Annotated in this window: 11 protein-coding genes; 5 read left to right on the plus strand and 6 right to left on the minus strand. The window is 53.0% G+C overall.

Annotated elements, in window-relative coordinates:
- Positions 1-520 precede the first annotated feature (520 nt).
- Entirely contained in the window at positions 521-6,373 is a 5,853-nt protein-coding gene (locus tag J3P35_RS05775; protein ID WP_210463396.1) for a carboxypeptidase-like regulatory domain-containing protein, read from the minus strand.
- A 225-nt stretch (positions 6,374-6,598) separates the two neighbouring features.
- Here J3P35_RS05775 and sucD point away from each other — a divergent pair, with 225 nt between their 5' ends.
- Positions 6,599-7,489 carry a succinate--CoA ligase subunit alpha gene (sucD, locus tag J3P35_RS05780; protein WP_210463397.1) on the plus strand — a complete coding sequence of 297 codons (891 nt, stop codon included), beginning with the start codon at positions 6,599-6,601 and terminating at the stop codon, positions 7,487-7,489.
- A gap of 110 nt (positions 7,490-7,599) precedes the next feature.
- Here sucD and J3P35_RS05785 read toward each other — a convergent pair whose 3' ends face one another.
- Positions 7,600-8,535, minus strand: coding sequence for a hydrogen peroxide-inducible genes activator (locus J3P35_RS05785; protein ID WP_210463398.1), 936 nt, complete (start codon positions 8,533-8,535; stop codon positions 7,600-7,602).
- Between the two features lie 259 nt (positions 8,536-8,794).
- Here J3P35_RS05785 and J3P35_RS05790 point away from each other — a divergent pair, with 259 nt between their 5' ends.
- The 4 genes from J3P35_RS05790 to J3P35_RS05805 all read left to right on the plus strand — a co-directional run bounded on the left by J3P35_RS05790 (position 8,795) and on the right by J3P35_RS05805 (position 11,460).
- Positions 8,795-9,271 carry a Dps family protein gene (locus tag J3P35_RS05790; protein ID WP_062542817.1) on the plus strand — a complete coding sequence of 159 codons (477 nt, stop codon included), beginning with the start codon at positions 8,795-8,797 and terminating at the stop codon, positions 9,269-9,271.
- A 61-nt stretch (positions 9,272-9,332) separates the two neighbouring features.
- The gene (locus tag J3P35_RS05795; RefSeq protein ID WP_123125458.1) at positions 9,333-9,890 is read left to right on the plus strand and encodes a peroxiredoxin; all 558 of its coding nucleotides are present in this window, start codon (positions 9,333-9,335) and stop codon (positions 9,888-9,890) included.
- A gap of 155 nt (positions 9,891-10,045) precedes the next feature.
- Entirely contained in the window at positions 10,046-10,630 is a 585-nt protein-coding gene (locus tag J3P35_RS05800) for a carboxymuconolactone decarboxylase family protein (protein WP_210463399.1), read from the plus strand.
- 20 nt (positions 10,631-10,650) lie between these two features.
- On the plus strand, positions 10,651-11,460 hold the full coding sequence (locus tag J3P35_RS05805) for a VOC family protein (protein WP_246849987.1): 810 nt from the start codon (positions 10,651-10,653) through the stop codon (positions 11,458-11,460).
- Positions 11,461-11,888: 428 nt separating this feature from the next.
- Here J3P35_RS05805 and rny read toward each other — a convergent pair whose 3' ends face one another.
- The 4 genes from rny to pheT all read right to left on the minus strand — a co-directional run bounded on the left by rny (position 11,889) and on the right by pheT (position 16,728).
- The gene (gene rny / locus J3P35_RS05810; RefSeq protein WP_246849988.1) at positions 11,889-13,481 is read right to left on the minus strand and encodes a ribonuclease Y; all 1,593 of its coding nucleotides are present in this window, start codon (positions 13,479-13,481) and stop codon (positions 11,889-11,891) included.
- Positions 13,482-13,549: 68 nt separating this feature from the next.
- The gene (locus J3P35_RS05815; protein ID WP_062542813.1) at positions 13,550-13,840 is read right to left on the minus strand and encodes a cell division protein ZapA; all 291 of its coding nucleotides are present in this window, start codon (positions 13,838-13,840) and stop codon (positions 13,550-13,552) included.
- 175 nt (positions 13,841-14,015) lie between these two features.
- On the minus strand, positions 14,016-14,312 hold the full coding sequence (locus J3P35_RS05820; protein ID WP_123125455.1) for a hypothetical protein: 297 nt from the start codon (positions 14,310-14,312) through the stop codon (positions 14,016-14,018).
- Position 14,313: 1 nt separating this feature from the next.
- Positions 14,314-16,728 carry a phenylalanine--tRNA ligase subunit beta gene (gene pheT / locus J3P35_RS05825; protein WP_210463400.1) on the minus strand — a complete coding sequence of 805 codons (2,415 nt, stop codon included), beginning with the start codon at positions 16,726-16,728 and terminating at the stop codon, positions 14,314-14,316.
- Positions 16,729-16,820 lie beyond the last annotated feature (92 nt).

Raw genomic sequence — 16,820 nt, forward strand, 5'->3', positions numbered from 1 at the left:
TTAAACCCGTTTTCATAGAATTAAGTCGGCAACGGATTAGGCTGGAGACTACCAACCCATGGTTCAAGTCTGTGACTTGGACCTATTATGCGGGCAGTTGCAACTGCCCTGAGGCATTAGCCTCAAGCTGAATTTTTAACTTTTTCCGCTGGCGCGAGCCTCCGGCTTGTGTCCGCACGCATATTGAATGGAAAGGCCTACCCTCTTTTGTCATCCTGAAAGGATCTTGTGAGCAAACAGAATTGGCGTTTCTCTAACGTTTTTCTAGTTCGCCACAAGATCTTTCCAAGATGACAGCAGGGAAATTGTAGGAATGTAGGGTAGGGTTCGGGATTCCTGAAAGCCAAAACAAGCCTTTCATGAATGCGTGCGGACACGAGCCGGAGGCTCGCGCCAGCGGGAGCTAAGGACAAGTCCTTTAAAGGGGAATGGAATGGCATAAAACGTTTCGGGCCTGTTTTCTGCAAAACAGGCCCGAAAACGGGAGTGTATACACTCAGGACTCAAGACTCAGAACTCCTTACTTCACGTTCACCTCTTTTACGCCTTCCCGCCCGAAGAAAGTAGGGAAATACATGAGCTCTGCTTTGGCCGGGTTCAGGGTGTAGGTGCCTTTGTAGCGGGGCAGCAGCTGGATGGTGAACGTGTACTTCCCTCTGCTCAGGTGGTTGGAGAAGATAGATACTTTGTGGCGGAAGTACTCGCGGTGCGCCTCGTAGCGGCCCCAGCTGGATTTGGAGTCATAGGTGCAACCGGCGGGGATGGGCACTTCAATCATCACGTAAGAGGCATCGGCTTTCACTTCTATCTCTACTTCCATCTGCACCGGTTTACCCGCCGACAAAGTGGCTTTGGCCTGCTTGGTATCGGCGAAGGACGTGCGGACCACAAAGTCTTTGTCTACCCGCGCGGGTTGGGCGATCCACTCGTTCTGGTAGGCGGTGAGATACATCGCCAGCGAACCTTGTTTCTTAATGGTAATCTGCTGGGTGGGCGTAAAGGTGGTGTCAACCGGGAATTTCTTGAGCGTGGCATTCACCCCTCCAGAGAGGAAAAGCTGGTTCTCGGGAGTCTGGCCTTTCTCTTTGACCAAATCAGGCAGAAGCGTCTCTAGGATTCTCGCTGATTCATAGGTGTTGCGCCAGTAACCGGTGCGCCGCTCGTTCAGCAGGAACGCCTGGATTCTGAGCAGATCGCGCTCGTGGTTGCCCGCCGCTTTCAGGATTTCGTAGGCCAGCAGCGTGTTGGAAATGTGATTGTCAAACAGGCTGTTTTTGTTTTCGCCCCAATGCAGACCGCCCAAGATGGTGGTGCGCTGGTACTTCTGCAGGGTATCTAAGGGAGCCCTCAGGTTCAATTGCTGCCGAAGTCTGGTCAGGCGGAACTGGTCTTCCAGAGAGAGTTTGGGTTGTTTCTCTAGCTTGGTCACGTACGCCGGGAAGTCAACTTTGGCATCTAGTTTCTGTAGAATCTCCAGCGCCCTGATTTTGTCACTGGCGTCTTTCCTTTCCACATGATAGGTGAGGTAGTCAACCAGCGGTTGTTTCTTGAAACTGGTGGTGTAGCCTTCCTGCTGGGCCATGACCAAAGTCTCGGTGACGTGGTGGCTGATCCAGAGGTAAGCGGGGCCGTTTTCCCACCAGCTCCAGGTACCGTCTTCTTTCTGGGTTTTCTCCAGGTGCCGGATCAGGCGGCGTACCATTTTGTCGTGCTCAAACTCCTTGCCTAACGCCGCCTGGATGCGTTTCTCCCACAGCAAGCCTTTCAGTTTAGAGGCGGCCTGCTCATTGCACCAGTATTCATAGCGGTGGAGGGCCTTGATCTCGTCCAGCATGACTTGAAGCAGACTGCTTTGGGCGTAGAAGTGCGCCGGTCCTTTGTTGGGATCAAACGTTAGGGTAAGCGTGGTGTCAATGGGCAGCGACAAGAAAACGCCTGTACGCTCCAGCACGCCTTTTTTATACACGCCAATGTGCCGCCTCTCCCCGTCTGAGATGCCGCTGCCCTGCCGCAAAGAGTACATCAGTTCCACCGAGTCCGGTGCTACGGCCGGAGCCTGAATCATGACAGTATCGGTGAACACGCGGCCCAATTTCAGGTTTTGTTGCCGAAGCGTTTGTCCGTTGAATTCGAATCGGGTCTGTACTGAGGCGGTATCTGGCAGGTAGTTTACCGCTTTGCTGATGATTTGCGTTTTATCGCCTTCAATCAGGAACCTGGGGCCGCTCAGGGTCGCCATCATGGCTTTGAACGACCGGATCTCGGTGCTGGTCTGGCCGCTTCGTTTGTTTCCGTCCATGGCCAGCACGTGCGCTTTCCAACTGGTGACATCGCCGGGGAAGGTGACCGGAAAGGTGACTTTGCCTTGTTTGTCGGTGGCCAGGCGCGGTTGCCAGAAGGCATAATCAGAGAAGTAGCTGCGGATGGAGGCGGTGGCGTCTGCCTCGGGGCCAGCCAGAAGCGGCTGCTCGGCATCGGCTTTGCCTTTCTTGGTGGTAATGATGATGACGCCGTTTGCTGCCGCGGCTCCGTAGATGGCGGCTGCCTCTGCGCCTTTCAGGGTGGTAGTGGAGGCAATGGCGTTCGCCCCCAAATCTCCTATATTTCCGCTGAACGGCAGACCATCAACAATAATGAGCGGTTGTGAGTTGCCCTGGATGGATGAATTCCCTCTGATGCGGATAGGACCATTGGATTCTGCTACCTGCACACCGGCTACCCGGCCTTGCAATGCACCTTGTATCCCGTAGCCGGTGACCACCACTTCATCTAATGCTTTAGCATCAGTCATTAGTTTGATGTCTATGCGGCGGCTGCCCCTTACCGGTACTTCCTGGTTTATATATCCAATGAAGGAGATCACGAGCACACCGTTTGAAGGGGCTTCAATGGAGAACCTGCCATTCACATCAGTTGCAGTAGCTGTGCTGGTCCCTTTTATCTGAACCGTTACTCCTGGCATGGCCTCTCCGGTGGCCGCATCAAACACCTGGCCTTCTACTTCATTGAAGTAGCTCCCCAAAGAACCACTGTAGATCACTGTGGGAGCTGGATTGGCAGGAGCCGGTACAGACAATGGGGCGGTTGTGATTGCCCGGCGTTTGGCGGCTTCCACGCTGTTCTGTAAATACGCTTCCAGGGCTTTGGTCTCCGGGGTAGGAGCTTTTAGCTGAGATTTGCTGAAAAGAAGGCGCAGTTCCCCGTCGGGCCGGATGGTCACCAGGGTGCTGATTTGCCGATGGTCAGGAAACACCAGCACCAGTTTGTATTTCTTGGGAGCCAGTTGGTTCAGGTGGTTCATGCTGCCTCGGTACATGGCTACCTGTTCATTGGAGGCATTGGGTTCATACAAAAAGAAAAACCTGGGGCCTTCTGCAAACGTGGAATCCAGTTGCCAGTGCAAACGGCCGCTACCAGCTTCGGTGCGGTACTCGGGTTTTTCCAGTATTTGAGATAACCAGAAAGCGTTTTGGGCTTCTTCCCACTGGTGCCGCAAGCCTTTTTCTGTATAAGCGATTTCTGCCAGAGAAGCAGACGGTAGGTGGTAAGAATTGCCTTTTGCCGAAAGAAACACCCTGTCTGGGAACGTCAGTTTTTCGCGCATTTTCAGCAAACCAGGCTCAAAACGATGGGTGTAATTGGCTTCGGGCGTAAAGCTGGTCATGAAGTTTCCCAGCGAATAGAACTGCACCTCATGTGGTTTGAAAGGCCCGGTCAGCAAGATTTTATCCCATTGATTACTGCGGTTGAAAGTTCTTAGACTGGGACTGTTGGGTAAGTACTGCACGGTTTTTCCTTGCTTAAGGAAAGTGAGACCGGTATGGAAATTCTGCTCCACGGGCACCAGGTACTGAGACAGGACACCTTGTTCAGATTGGGAAAGATACCCTGCTTCGGCTTTCTCCAGTAAAGCGGGCATCTTGTTCTGGTCGATACTCAGGATTAGTTTCTGCCCTTGTTTCAGGTACACGCTGTCTAACTCAAGGAAGTGTTTGGCCGTGCGAAGTTTCAGGGAATGGTACCCGCTGTCGGCCGGGAAAGAATAAGGCGGCACCACATCTGTGCCGGAGAAGTACACCGGTACCTGGTCCAGGAAAATCACATGCACGGGCACCACCCGGCCGGAGTCTACCACAAAGGGAGCGAACTGGGTGGTGCTGTCTGGAGTAGCGGTGTAGTTGGAGTAAAGTCCGCTTTCTGGGTACAGCAACTGGTAATAGGCCAGGCTGTCCAGGCCCATGCTTTTCCGCCATTGAGTCCACTGCAAAAGATGCGAGCCCTGGCCCGGCGCATCTTTCCTGGAAAAGGTACGCCGGTCTTTCCTGCTTTGGAATTTCTGGTATTTGGGAAGCGAAGGCGGTGAATCGTTCCTGAACTTTGAGGTGAGGGCGTAGGCTGTTACATCCACGTTGGCCGCAGGTTTGCCCTTGGCGTTCTTCACTTCTAAGGTGAGATTGGTTTTCTGCCCCGGATACACCGTAGCCGGGGCCTGAACGGTGATGTTCAGTTCATTCTTCCGGAAGGGAGCATTGTATTCCTCGCTCTTTACCTCGCCGCTCCACAGGTACTGCACAGACACATAATACGGCTCCTGATTGGTGGCTTTGCGGGTGTTTTGCCAAAAGGAAGCGGTATCCTGTCCCCGATCAATTAATTGGTTGTTTTTGTAAACGAAGTACCAAAACGGCAGGCGTCTGGGGTTCTGGATGGAAAGGAAAAGCGAGTCGCCGGTGCGCTCAGAATAGAACTGGAGGTTGGCCGGTTCGTCTCTCAGTTCAAGGGTGCTTTGCAGCTTTTCGGAGGTGATCTGGTACTTCCGGACATGGGCCTGCAAAGGAAGAAGGGCCGGCAGTTGAATGACCTGCGTCTGCAGTTTCTTTCCCTGGGCATCGGTTAAGACCAACGTGGCTGTTTTAGGAAGTGATTTCTCGCCCTGCAGGTAGATGGCCTGCACACTGTCTTTGAGTAGGGTTAGTTGCAGGTGACCGTCTTCAAAAGAGTAAAGGCCGCTGGCGCTTTTGGTGCTCCGTTCATTGCTGGAGTTCAGGAAAACAGCTTGCACCTGGTACTCCACCTTTGCCTTTGGGAAGATGGTGGCCGGAAGCTGGATGGTGGTTTCGCCGGAGCTCTCCAATGGCTGCGTATGTACCCACAGCGTGTCTGGGATAAACTGCACCGGATCTTTGGTCTGCCTGATCTGCCTGGTGAGCACGGTGATTTCTACCCGGGCATCGGTTAAAGTCAAGCCATTGGCATCGGCTCCGCGCAGGATGACGCTGTTGGTGGTGCCGGCAAAATGCTCGGGTTTCTCTAGCCTGAGGGTGTAGGTGTTCTCCTTCAGTTCATAGTCTTCGTACTTGAACTGGGTAGTGGTGATGCTGACATCGTCCCATTTTTTCTCCCGTATCAGGGCCAGGTTGACATAGGTGTCTAACCTGAGTTGGAGGGAGTCATGGAGCACGAAAGAACCCTCGTAGGCACCCGGCCGGAATGGTTTCAGGTTGCCCACCTTCTTGGTTTTGCTGTTACCATAGAGCTCTGCCTTTAAATTCTTCTTGTAGGGTTTTCCGCTTGGTTTCACCAGAAACGCCTTGTACTGCACCGTATCACCTGGGCGGTACATGGGTTTGTTCAGGACCAGATAACCTTTAGGAGAGGTATCGAAGTTATCTAACCAGGAGCCGTCAAACAGATTGAAGACCTGTTGAACAAACCCTCTGGGGTAGCCATGGATGATGCTATAACCAATATCCCGGAAAGGGCTCCAGAAATAATACAGTGGTCGGCCCAATAAAACCTTACGCCATAGCGGGGCTTTCCACTTCCTGCTATTTTGCTCTACCGGCACATAAAACGTGAAGCCTTCATGCGTCACCGAGAGCAGTCCGCTTTTCTTGATATTGGCCCGCCGGTAACTTTCTGAGGCAGCATCGAACGGAATCTTTTTCCTGCCCAGCTCTACTTTGGCGTTGGTGATGGGGTTACCCAAAGAGTCATACAGCACCGCCGCCAAGTCCACATGGTTCTTCAGGAGCTGCAGTTGCAGGTTGGTTTGGCTCTCCAGAGAATACATCAGATCAGGCCCCGAGGTGTAGGTGTACAGGTAATGCCCCTGCGGCAAACGCTTCTGATAGGCCAGGTTGGTAGGGAAGGAGTCTATCCTGGAGTGAAAGAAGCTCTCTTTGGCTGCGTCCATTCCTTTCTCATAAAGCGTTTCCGCCTCGGCGTCTGTGATTCGGTAGATATAGGTGTAGTAACTGGTAGTGCGGCTGTTAGCCAGGTTCTTCTGCGCCCAAGTATGATGAGTGAGTTGCAGAAAGCAGATGAAAAACAAGAATAGAAAACGAGTGCGGAGGCAGGGGAGCAGCGGCATGCAGGGCAGTTTTTTGTTATTAATATAGGGAAAAAACAGTATTCTGCTGCATGCCGAGGAAAATGCCAGGTTCTGTTTTACCCCTGATTTTAAGGAAACAAACCTAAAACCGGGAGGGCAGAAGCCAAGGCTTAATGCAGATTCTTCGTTTGGATGGGTGGCAAAAAAGCCTAATTTTGCGTACAGTTTAACCAGAGCGTACATCTTTCACATAATCCACTACACATGAGTGTTTTAGTAAATAAAGATTCCAAAGTGATTGTGCAGGGCTTCACCGGCTCAGAGGGTTCCTTCCACGCACAGCAAATGATTGAGTATGGTACCAATGTGGTAGGTGGCGTAACGCCCGGCAAAGGTGGTTCTACCCACTTAGACCGTCCGGTGTTCAACACCGTGGCCGAGGCCGTACAGAAAGCCGGAGCCAACGTATCCATCATTTTCGTGCCGCCGGCTTTTGCCGCCGATGCCATCATGGAAGCCGCCGATGCCGGTATTGAAGTGATTGTGGCCATCACCGAGGGAATTCCGGTGAAAGACATGGTTGCCGCTAAAAACTACATCAAAAACAAGCCGGTTACCTTGATCGGGCCAAACTGCCCGGGCGTGATCACGCCAGGCGAGGCGAAAGTTGGTATCATGCCAGGTTTCGTGTTCAAGCCAGGTAGAATCGGGATCGTTTCCAAGTCTGGTACTTTGACCTACGAGGCTGCTGACCAGATTGTTAAAGCTGGTTTGGGTATCTCTACCGCCATCGGTATCGGGGGTGACCCAATCATCGGAACGCCTACTAAAAACGCGGTTGAGCTGTTGATGGAAGACCCAGAGACCGACGCCATCGTGATGATCGGTGAGATTGGCGGTAACTACGAGGCTGTAGCCGCTGAGTACATCCGGGCTACCGGTAACAAGAAGCCAGTGGTTGGTTTCATCGCGGGACAAACTGCGCCAGCTGGCCGTAGAATGGGCCACGCCGGTGCCATCATCGGCGGTGCCGATGACACGGCTGCCGCTAAAATGCGCATCATGCGCGAGAACGGCATCTTCGTGGTAGACTCTCCGGCTGAAATCGGCGAGACCATGGTAAAAGTCCTGAACGGCGAAGCGGTGAACGCGTAAGCATTCTCCCTATAAGCATTCTCCCTATAGATATAGAAAGAGGCGGTTCTGCAAAGAGCCGCCTCTTTTGTTTTAGGCCTGTTTATGTAAAATCAGCCTCTAAACAGCATTTACTTGATCTTCACCACCCTTACCGGATGTCGCTCCTTCAATCCGTCTGGTACGTGCGCTAAAATTTCATCTCTCAACGCCTCAATCAGCTTCTTTTTCAGGAAACTGCGGTGCACCACCAAGCTCACCTCGCGAAGTGGCTGTGGCTCGGCGAAGGGGCGGATCATGGCTTTCTTCTCGTCTGACATGTCCTGCACCGATAGCTCGGGCAGCAGGGTCATGCCGCTTTGGGTTTCCACGATCCGCTTTAATGTTTCTAGCGAACCACTCTCGTAGTCTAGGTGCACGTTGCGGATGCCTTTGGCGCGGTTGCAAAGCTGCAGCACCTGGCTTCTAAAGCAATGGCCGTCGTTCAGGAGCCACAGTTCGGCGGGATCAATGGCCTCGGCGGTGATGGTCTCGTTTTTGGCCAGCGGGTGAGAAGGGTGCAGGTAGCCTACAAACGCCTCGTAGAAGAGCGGTACCTCCACAATGGTTTTATCGTGCAGGGGCGTCACCAGCAAGCCCACGTCCAGCAGTTCCAGCCGCAGATTCTCCACGATGCTGCTGGTGACCAGTTCCTGGATGGTGACGTGCACTTTGGGGTACTTTTGGATAAACGAGGTGATAAACAGCGGCACCAGGTACGGGGCAAGGGTAGGGATAACGCCAATCCGGAGTTCGCCCGTGATACCGTCGCGCTGCACTTTCACCAGCTCCTCAATCTTCTTGAACTCGGCCACGGCCACCCTGGCCTGTGCGATGACCTCTTTCCCCAACTCGGTGGGGCGTACGGGCACCCGGCTGCGGTCAAACACTTGCACCCCTAATTCCTCCTCCAACTTCTGGATCTGCATGCTCAAGGTGGGCTGCGTCACAAAGCATTTCTCGGCGGCAGTGGCGAAGTGGCGGTACGTATCTACAGAAAGCAGGTATTCCAGTTGGGTGAGGGTCATCTTAGTATTGAATGATTGAGAGGTTGAGTGATGGAGTGAATAAAGCTTCTGAATGAATTTTTGGTGTTTATTCCAGATAGCCTTTTGGGCCTGTTATCTTAAAAAGCGACTTAAAAGGCTTTTTCCGGAACTGAGACAAAGGTAATAGATAATGGCTATGATAGTATAAGTACTATCAATTTGTTCTATATAATCGTTTCGGACACCTTTGTCGTATGGTTAGGCAATACAAGAACATTTTCTAACCTATCACACCACTATGGAATCACACAACGAATTAGGACTGGAACGCAGAGACACCAAAGACTTAGCCGTTAAACTGAATGAATTGCTGGCTAATTACCACGTGTACTATCAAAACCTGCGCGCCTTCCATTGGAATATCAAAGGCGGAAACTTCTTCGCGCTGCACGCCAAGTTTGAGGAACTGTACACCGAGGCTTTTGAAACCATTGATGAGATTGCTGAGCGTATCCTGACCCTGCGCCACGTGCCCATGCACAGCTTCTCTGATTTTCTGGCCACGTCCCGCGTGCAGGAAAGAAAAGGCCTTACCTCAGACGTAGACACCGTGGCCGCCACCGTGGAGAACATCGGGCAGATCATCCACCTGGAGCGCGAGGTGCTGGCTCTGGCCGCTGAACTGGACGACGAAGGTACCCAGGGCCTCATCAGCGATAACCTGAATACCCTGGAGAAAAACCTCTGGATGCTGAACGCCTTCCAAGGTTCTTAATCCGCCGCGCTCCTAAAACACTACTACAACCCTTTATTTTCTTTTAACCTTTACATATATCATGTCACAAAACCGAGTACTATCTGTTGGGGCAGAATTCCCTGCCTTTTCCAAGAAAGCTGTTGTTTCTTTAGAGAGAGACCAAGAGTTTAGAACCATCACCGAGCAAGAGCACCGCCAAAACGACCAGTGGCTGGTGATGTTCTGGTGGCCGAAAGACTTCACCTTTGTGTGCCCCACCGAGATCGCCGAGTTCAACAAGAACTATGATGAGTTCCGCGACCGCGACTGTCAACTGATTGGCGCCTCCACTGATTCTGAGTTCGTGCATGCCGCCTGGCGCCGCGACCACGATGACCTGCGTGGCCTTCGTTTCCCAATGCTGGCCGATACCTCTAAGTCTTTGGCCGAAGAACTGGGCATCTTAGATACCGAGGAGAAAGTAGCCTACCGCGTTACTTTCATTGTAGACCCACAAGGCATCATCCAGTGGGTGAGCGTGAACGGATTGAGCGTGGGCCGCAACGTAGCCGAGGTGCTGCGCGTGCTGGACGCCCTGCAAACCGATGAGTTGTGCCCTTGCAACTGGAAAAAAGGCGAAGCTACTTTATCCGTTTAATTGTTTTTAATACAGGAAGGCTGCGGAGGGCCGGAAGGTAAAGTCTGTCACTTACCGGTCCCCGAAGCTTCTGTTTCCTTTTCACTTTCCGGAAAACGGGCCTAATTCCCTACCTGGGAGCACAGCCTGCCCATCCTCCCTATCTATACTTTACCATGCTTTCTGTCATCCAAGAAACCCAACAAGATTTCCTGAAGGACTTAGGTCTTTCTGATCAAGCTTTCGCGCGCCTGGACCAACTGGTGCAAGGCGACTCCAAATACCTGAAAGACCTGCGTATCAACCTCAAAACTGCCCTGCAGTCTGAGAACGTGACGTCCAAAGAAGCGTACCTGATAGCCTTGTCGGCGGCCGTAAACGAAGAAAACAACACCTTAACCGAGTCTTTCCGGACGTTGGCTGCCTCCCACGGCGCCACTGACGCTGAGTTAGCCGAGGCCGTTGCGGTGACTTCGCTGTTGAGCACCAACAACATTCTGTACCGTTTCAAGCACTTCATGCACACTGATTTCTATGAGTCAGCGCCTGCCAAAGTGAAGATGAACATCATGATGAACCCCGTAACCGGCAAAGAATTCTTTGAACTGGTGAGTCTGGCTATCTCAGCTATCAACGGCTGTGAGCGCTGCGTGACCTCGCATGAGGAAAGCGTGCGTAAGCTGGGCGCTTCTGAGCAGCGTATTTTTGATGCCGTGCGCATTGCCGCCGTAGTGGTGGGCGTGAGCAAGGTCATCCGTTAGGATTCTTATTTCTTTTGCCTATGTCAATGGCATTAAACCAGGTAACCGTTTCTGTGCAGCAATTGCCGGAAGCGGTTGCTTTTTACAAAGGCTTGGGCCTGCACCTGATTGTGCAAAGCGCCCATTACGCCCGTTTCGTGTGCCCCGATGGACTTTCCACGTTCTCGGTGCACCAGCACCAGGAGGGTACTTTTCCGCCCTCGGCAACCACCGTTTACTTTGAGTGCGCCCAGCTAGACCGGCAGGTGGCCTCCTTGAAAAGCCGGGGCTACGTGTTCGAGCAGGGCCCCACAGACCAGCCCTGGGCCTGGCGCGAAGCCTACCTGCATGACCCCTCCGGGAACCGCATCTGCCTGTACCATGCCGGCGAGACCCGCGTGAACCCAGACTGGCGCCTGCCCGAGAGCAAAACCAAACATTTCCTCACCGAAGCCCGGTTCACCCACTGGCTGAACTCCATCCAAACTGCCCTGGGCGATAATGATGCCGCCTCCTTGCGAAGCCTTTTTGCGCCGGATGTACGGTTGCTGGAATCGCCGTTCGCCGCGCCGGTATTCGGTCCTCTGAAAGTGAAACAGCACTGGGACAGAGCCATGGGACTGTACGCCAACGTGTCTTACCACCTCATAGGCGTGCAAGGTGCCATTGGCTACGCGCAATTGGAGGGTACCTGGGGCGCCTCAGAAAGCGTAGTCTACAGTGCCATGCTGGCCCTCCGGTTCAACCCCGCGGGCCTCTGCACCGAGGTAGTGGTTTGGGGCGGACCTACCATCTCCAGAGGCGTCATGCTCAAGAACGTTTCAGGGGTGTTTTCCAGAAATCAGGCCTAAAACAGGTGAGGAGATAATTTGATGGACTAACCGTGGAAACCAGGCATCGCCTGGTCTCCACGGTATCTGATTTACCTAACCTGATTCACGGTATTGGTAGGGGCAATCCTCCGCTGGCGCGAGCGTCCCGCTCGTGTCCACAGGTATTGCTGAACATTACCCTGCTGATGTGCAAAAGAGGATCTGGAATGCGTGCGGACACGAGCGGGACGCTCGCGCCAGCGGAATTGTTTAATGCTGTAGGGGCAATCCCTCGTGGTTGCCCTTTGCTGCTATCGCCGTAAGGCAACCACGAGGGATTGCCCCTTCATTAAAATCGATATAAAACAAAGAGGCCCTCCGCTTTGTAGCAGAGGGCCTCTTCTATCTGTTTTGCAGAAATCAGCCTCAAAACGAGAAGCTAATCACTGGCAACTAATAACTAATTACTACTTCGCGTAAGACACCGAGCGCATTTCGCGGATGACCGTGATCTTAATCTGACCTGGGTACTGCATCTCTTTTTCAATCTTCTGGGAAATATCAAAAGAAAGCTGTTGGGCGCGTTCGTCGGTGACGTTGTCGGCGTCTACCATGACGCGGAGCTCGCGGCCGGCCTGGATGGCGTAGCACTGGTTCACGCCGTCGAAAGAGTGGGCGGTTTCTTCCAGTTCTTTCAGACGCTTGATGTACGACTCCATGATCTCGCGGCGGGCACCAGGGCGGGAGCCGGAAATGGCATCACAAGACTGGATGATTGGCGAGATCATCGCGGTCATCTCAATCTCGTCGTGGTGAGCCCCAATGGCGTTGCATACGTCTGGGTGCTCTTTGTATTGCTGGGCCAGTTGCATCCCGATGATGGCGTGCGGCAATTCTGGTTCCTCAGTCGTTACTTTTCCAATATCGTGGAGCAGACCGGCGCGTTTGGCGTGCTTCACGTTCAGGCCCAGTTCGGCGGCCATGGTGGCGCAAAGGTTGGCTACTTCTCTGGAGTGCTGCAGCAGGTTCTGGCCGTAAGATGATCTAAAGCGCATGCGGCCCACCATCTTGATCAGCTCAGGGTGCAGACCGTGGATACCCAGGTCAATGGCAGTACGCTCACCGATTTCCACAATCTCTTCTTCAATGCTTTTCTTCGTTTTGGACACCACTTCCTCAATACGGGCCGGGTGGATACGTCCATCGGCTACGAGGCGGTGCAGGGAAAGACGGGCAATCTCGCGGCGTACCGGGTCAAAACCAGAGATGATGATGGCTTCCGGGGTATCGTCTACGATGATTTCAACGCCAGTGGCGGCTTCCAGGGCGCGGATATTACGACCTTCACGACCGATGATCTTGCCTTTGATATCGTCAGACTCAATGTTGAAGATAGAAACGCAGTTCTCAATGGCGTGCTCAGCGGCGGTGCGTTGGATGGTCTCGATTACTACCTTTTTGGCTTCTTTAGTAGCGGTGAGCTTGGCCTCGGCCACAATGTCTTTGATGTAAGAAGAGGCGCGGGTAGAGGCTTCTGACTTGAGGTTCTCCACCAGTTGCTCACGGGCTTCCTCGGCGCTCAGGTTGGCAATACGCTCCAGGCGGCTCAGAATTTCGTGGTGATCCTGCTCTACTTTGCTTAGTTTGTCGCGGTACTGGGCCTCCAGGTCTTCTTTGCGCTTGTTGAAACCGTCCAGTTGCTGGTTCAGTTTGTCTTTAAGAACGTCGGTTTCCTGCTCTTTTTTCTTCAGGTCTTCCTGCTGCTTGGTAATGAACTGCTCGCGCTGCTTTACCTTGTTCTCGTTCTGAATGATGATGTTTTTCTTGCGGTTGGCCTCTTCCTCGTACTCGGCTTTCAGTTTCAGGAAATGCTCCTTGGCTTCCAGCATCTTGTCTTTCTTCTGGGTCTCGGCTTTCACCTCCGCCTCGCGGATGATGAGTTTGGCCCGCTCAGTGGCCTGTTCTTCCTGCTCCTTGAAGAGCTTCAGGAGCAGCACGCGGCCTACGTAGAAGCCTATCCCGGCGCCTACTACCGCTGCTAAAATGATATAAATAGTCATGGCTATAACTGTAAAGGGTTATGTTATAGCAATGACACTTGGCCAATAAATGCGGAGCGGACGGTTGATTATCCGAGCTGCAGAGAAGAGAGCAGTTGGTTTAAAGAAGAGAGTTTTTCCTCCAACGACAGTTGGGTTTCTACGGCGGCGTCCTCCGTTTTTATCTTGTCGGCGGCGGTTTCCAAGGCAATCATGGCCAGCAGGTCCTGCTTGTCATGAATCCCGAACTCTTCCCGGAACATTCTCAGGCGCTCGTTCAGGTATTTGCCGGCCTGCCGAAGCCTTTCTTCCTCGTCCTCGTTTACCCGCATTGGGTATTCGCGGTCGGCTATCTTGATGCGTATAGATAACTCACTCATGCCCAAATGCTGTTAAGTGCTGCCGTGGCGCGTTTGTTGGTTAAAAGGTTGCCCTGCGATGTCATAAAAAAGTAAAAATTCCGCATGTCAAGCCTAAGGTTCTAAATTGGTATAAGGGCGTGCAGGCACGCATTTAAAGAGAACAACAACAACCGCAACCAGACAACCCGTTCTTCTATTCTCTTAAATAAGCGATGCACTTGTCAATTTCGCGCAAGTACTCGTTTATTTTTAGCTTCAACTCCGTTGAATTGGTAGTGTCTACTGCTATGGTTTGTACAATTTTACTAATATTATCTTGATTCTGAAAATTTTTTATCTCAGCATCTTTTTCCTGAATCACTTGCTGGAGGCGCGCTATTTCCTGGTGGGCTGCCTGTAGCCGCTCTTGCCCGGCCTGGTACTGCTGTACCAGCTGGCGCACTTTGCCCTCAATGGACTGGATCTGCTGAAGGGTGGATTGGTCAGACATCTTACTTCCGGATTACGGCTCCTAGTTGGTGCTCAAACTGTTGCATCAGGCGGTTCATGGTAGAATCAATCACTTTGTCGGTCAGCGTCTGGTTCTTGTCCTGCAGGGTGAAGCTGATGGCGATGGCTTTTTTGCCGCTCTCAATCTTGTCTCCCTCGTAGACGTCAAACACATTCACCTCCTGGAGCAACTTGCGTTCCACCTTCTGGGCCACCTGCTTGATCTGGTCAAAAGATACGGATTTTTCCACCACCAAAGACAAGTCGCGGCGCACTTCGGGGAATTTAGAGAGTTCCTCAAACACCAGCTTGTCTTTGTAGTTGCGCAACAAATAATCCCAATTCAACTCAGCGTACCAAACGGGCTCTTTCACGTCTACCTGCTTGCACACGCTGTCCTTCAGTAACCCGATATGACCCAAAGTCACATCGCCTTTCTGATAGGTCACACCACCCGCTAAATAGGGGTGCTCTGTGGGTTTGGTGGTGTAGTTAGGCAGACGACAAAGCGTCAAGACCTGCTGCACCTGTCCGGCCAGATCATGGAAAGAAGCCTTGGCAGTGGCCTGTTGCCAGCTTTCGGCGGCGCGGTTGCCGGTTATGAACAAGGCCAGGTAGTTGTTCTCTTTGTATTTCTCGCCCTCTTTACGGTAGACTTTGCCAATCTCAAACACTTTGAGGTCGCGCTGGCGGCGGTTGATGTTGTGACGCAGCACCTCCAGACCAGAATACACCAAGGTAAGGCGCATGGCATCCAGGTCTTCTGAGTTGTAGTTGAGGATTGGCACCAGTTCGGCAGGCGTGTTGCCCTCCGCGTCTTTGTAGTAGTTGGAGTTAGTGAGTGAATTGGTGATGGTCTCCAGATAGCCGTTGGCCGCCAAGGCATCCGCGATGCGTTTGGTGATCACCTCTGGGTCAGGGTTTGGGAACTTGGCCAGGTAACTGGCGGCCAGGTTCTCGCTCAGATGGATGTTGTTGTAGCCATAGATACGCAGCACTTCCTCTACCACATCGGCTTCGCGGGTCACGTCTACCTTGTGCGGCGGAATGGATAACAGCAAACCCTCAGCAGTTTCTTCAATGATGCCGATGCCCAAATCAGTCAGAATCTCCTTGATTCTGGCTTCGCCGATGTGCTGCCCGATGAGTTGGTGCACGCGGGCGTAGCTTACCTGAATCTGGGTAGGCTCTACCGGCGACGGGTACACATCAACAATCTCCGACGAAATCTCGCCACCCGCTACTTCCTGAATCAACAATGCGGCTCTTTTCAGGGCCGTGATCACCATGTTGGGATCTGTGCCGCGCTCAAAGCGGAAGGAGGAATCGGTTTTGATGCCGTGCGTCTGGGAAGTCTTCCGGATGCCGGCCGGAGCAAAGTAGGCGCTTTCCAGGAAGATGTTCTGGGTGGCCTCGGTCACGCCGGCCTGCAAACCCCCGAATACGCCTGCGATCACCATCGGCTCCTCGGCGTTGCTGATGGTCAGGTCCTCGGCGCGCAGGGTACGCTCCACGCTATCCAAAGTCGTGAACTTTGTGCCTTCAATGGCATTTTTCACGATGATCTTACCGCCCTTGATTTTCTCGGCATCGAAAGCGTGCATGGGCTGGCCCAACTCGTGCAGCACGTAATTGGTCACGTCCACCACGTTGTTGATCGGTGACAAGCCAATGGCTCTTAATCTTTGCTGCAGCCACTTAGGCGATTCCTGCACTTTCACACCGGAAACGGTCACGCCCGCGTAACGAGGACAGGCCTCGGTGTTTTCCACCTCCACGGAGATAGGCAGGCTGGTATTGGCTACCTGGAAACCGCTTAGGTCTGGTAATTGAAAAGGCGTTTTGAGCAGGGCCTGTAAGTCACGGGCTACGCCCAAGTGAGAGGCGGCATCGGCGCGGTTTGGCGTCAACCCAATCTCAAACACCTCGTCAGACGCCAACCCGAAATATTGAGCCGCGGGGGTTCCGTTAGGCAGATCAGTATCGAGCACCATGATGCCGGAGTGGTCGTTGCCTAACCCAATCTCGTCCTCGGCACAGATCATGCCCTCAGACAAGGCGCCTCTGATTTTTGATTTTTTGATCTGGAAGGGCTCGCCACCCGCAGGGTACAGGGTAGCCCCCACGGTGGCAATAACCACTTTCTGACCCGCCGCCACGTTGGCCGCACCGCAGACGATGTGCTTGGGCTCGCCGTCACCGGTGTCCACGGTGGTCACGCTCAGTTTGTCGGCATCGGGGTGCTTGGCGCAGGTGAGCACCTCCCCGATGACCATGCCCTGCAAGCCGCCGGGTACTACGTCTACGGTTTCAATGCCTTCTACCTCCAGACCGGCATCGGTGAGGAGTTTGCCCACTTCCTGGGCGGGTTTATCTATGGCAATTAACGTCTTGAGCCAATCCAGTGATATGCGCATGGTGTGTAATCTCAGGGTGTGACAGGTGCAGCCACGCCGCACCTACAGCCGTTTTGCGGCTACAATTTTCAAAATTACCAAAAACTGGTTAA

The organism is Rufibacter roseolus, from assembly GCF_017916365.1.
GTDB lineage: Bacteria > Bacteroidota > Bacteroidia > Cytophagales > Hymenobacteraceae > Nibribacter > Nibribacter roseolus.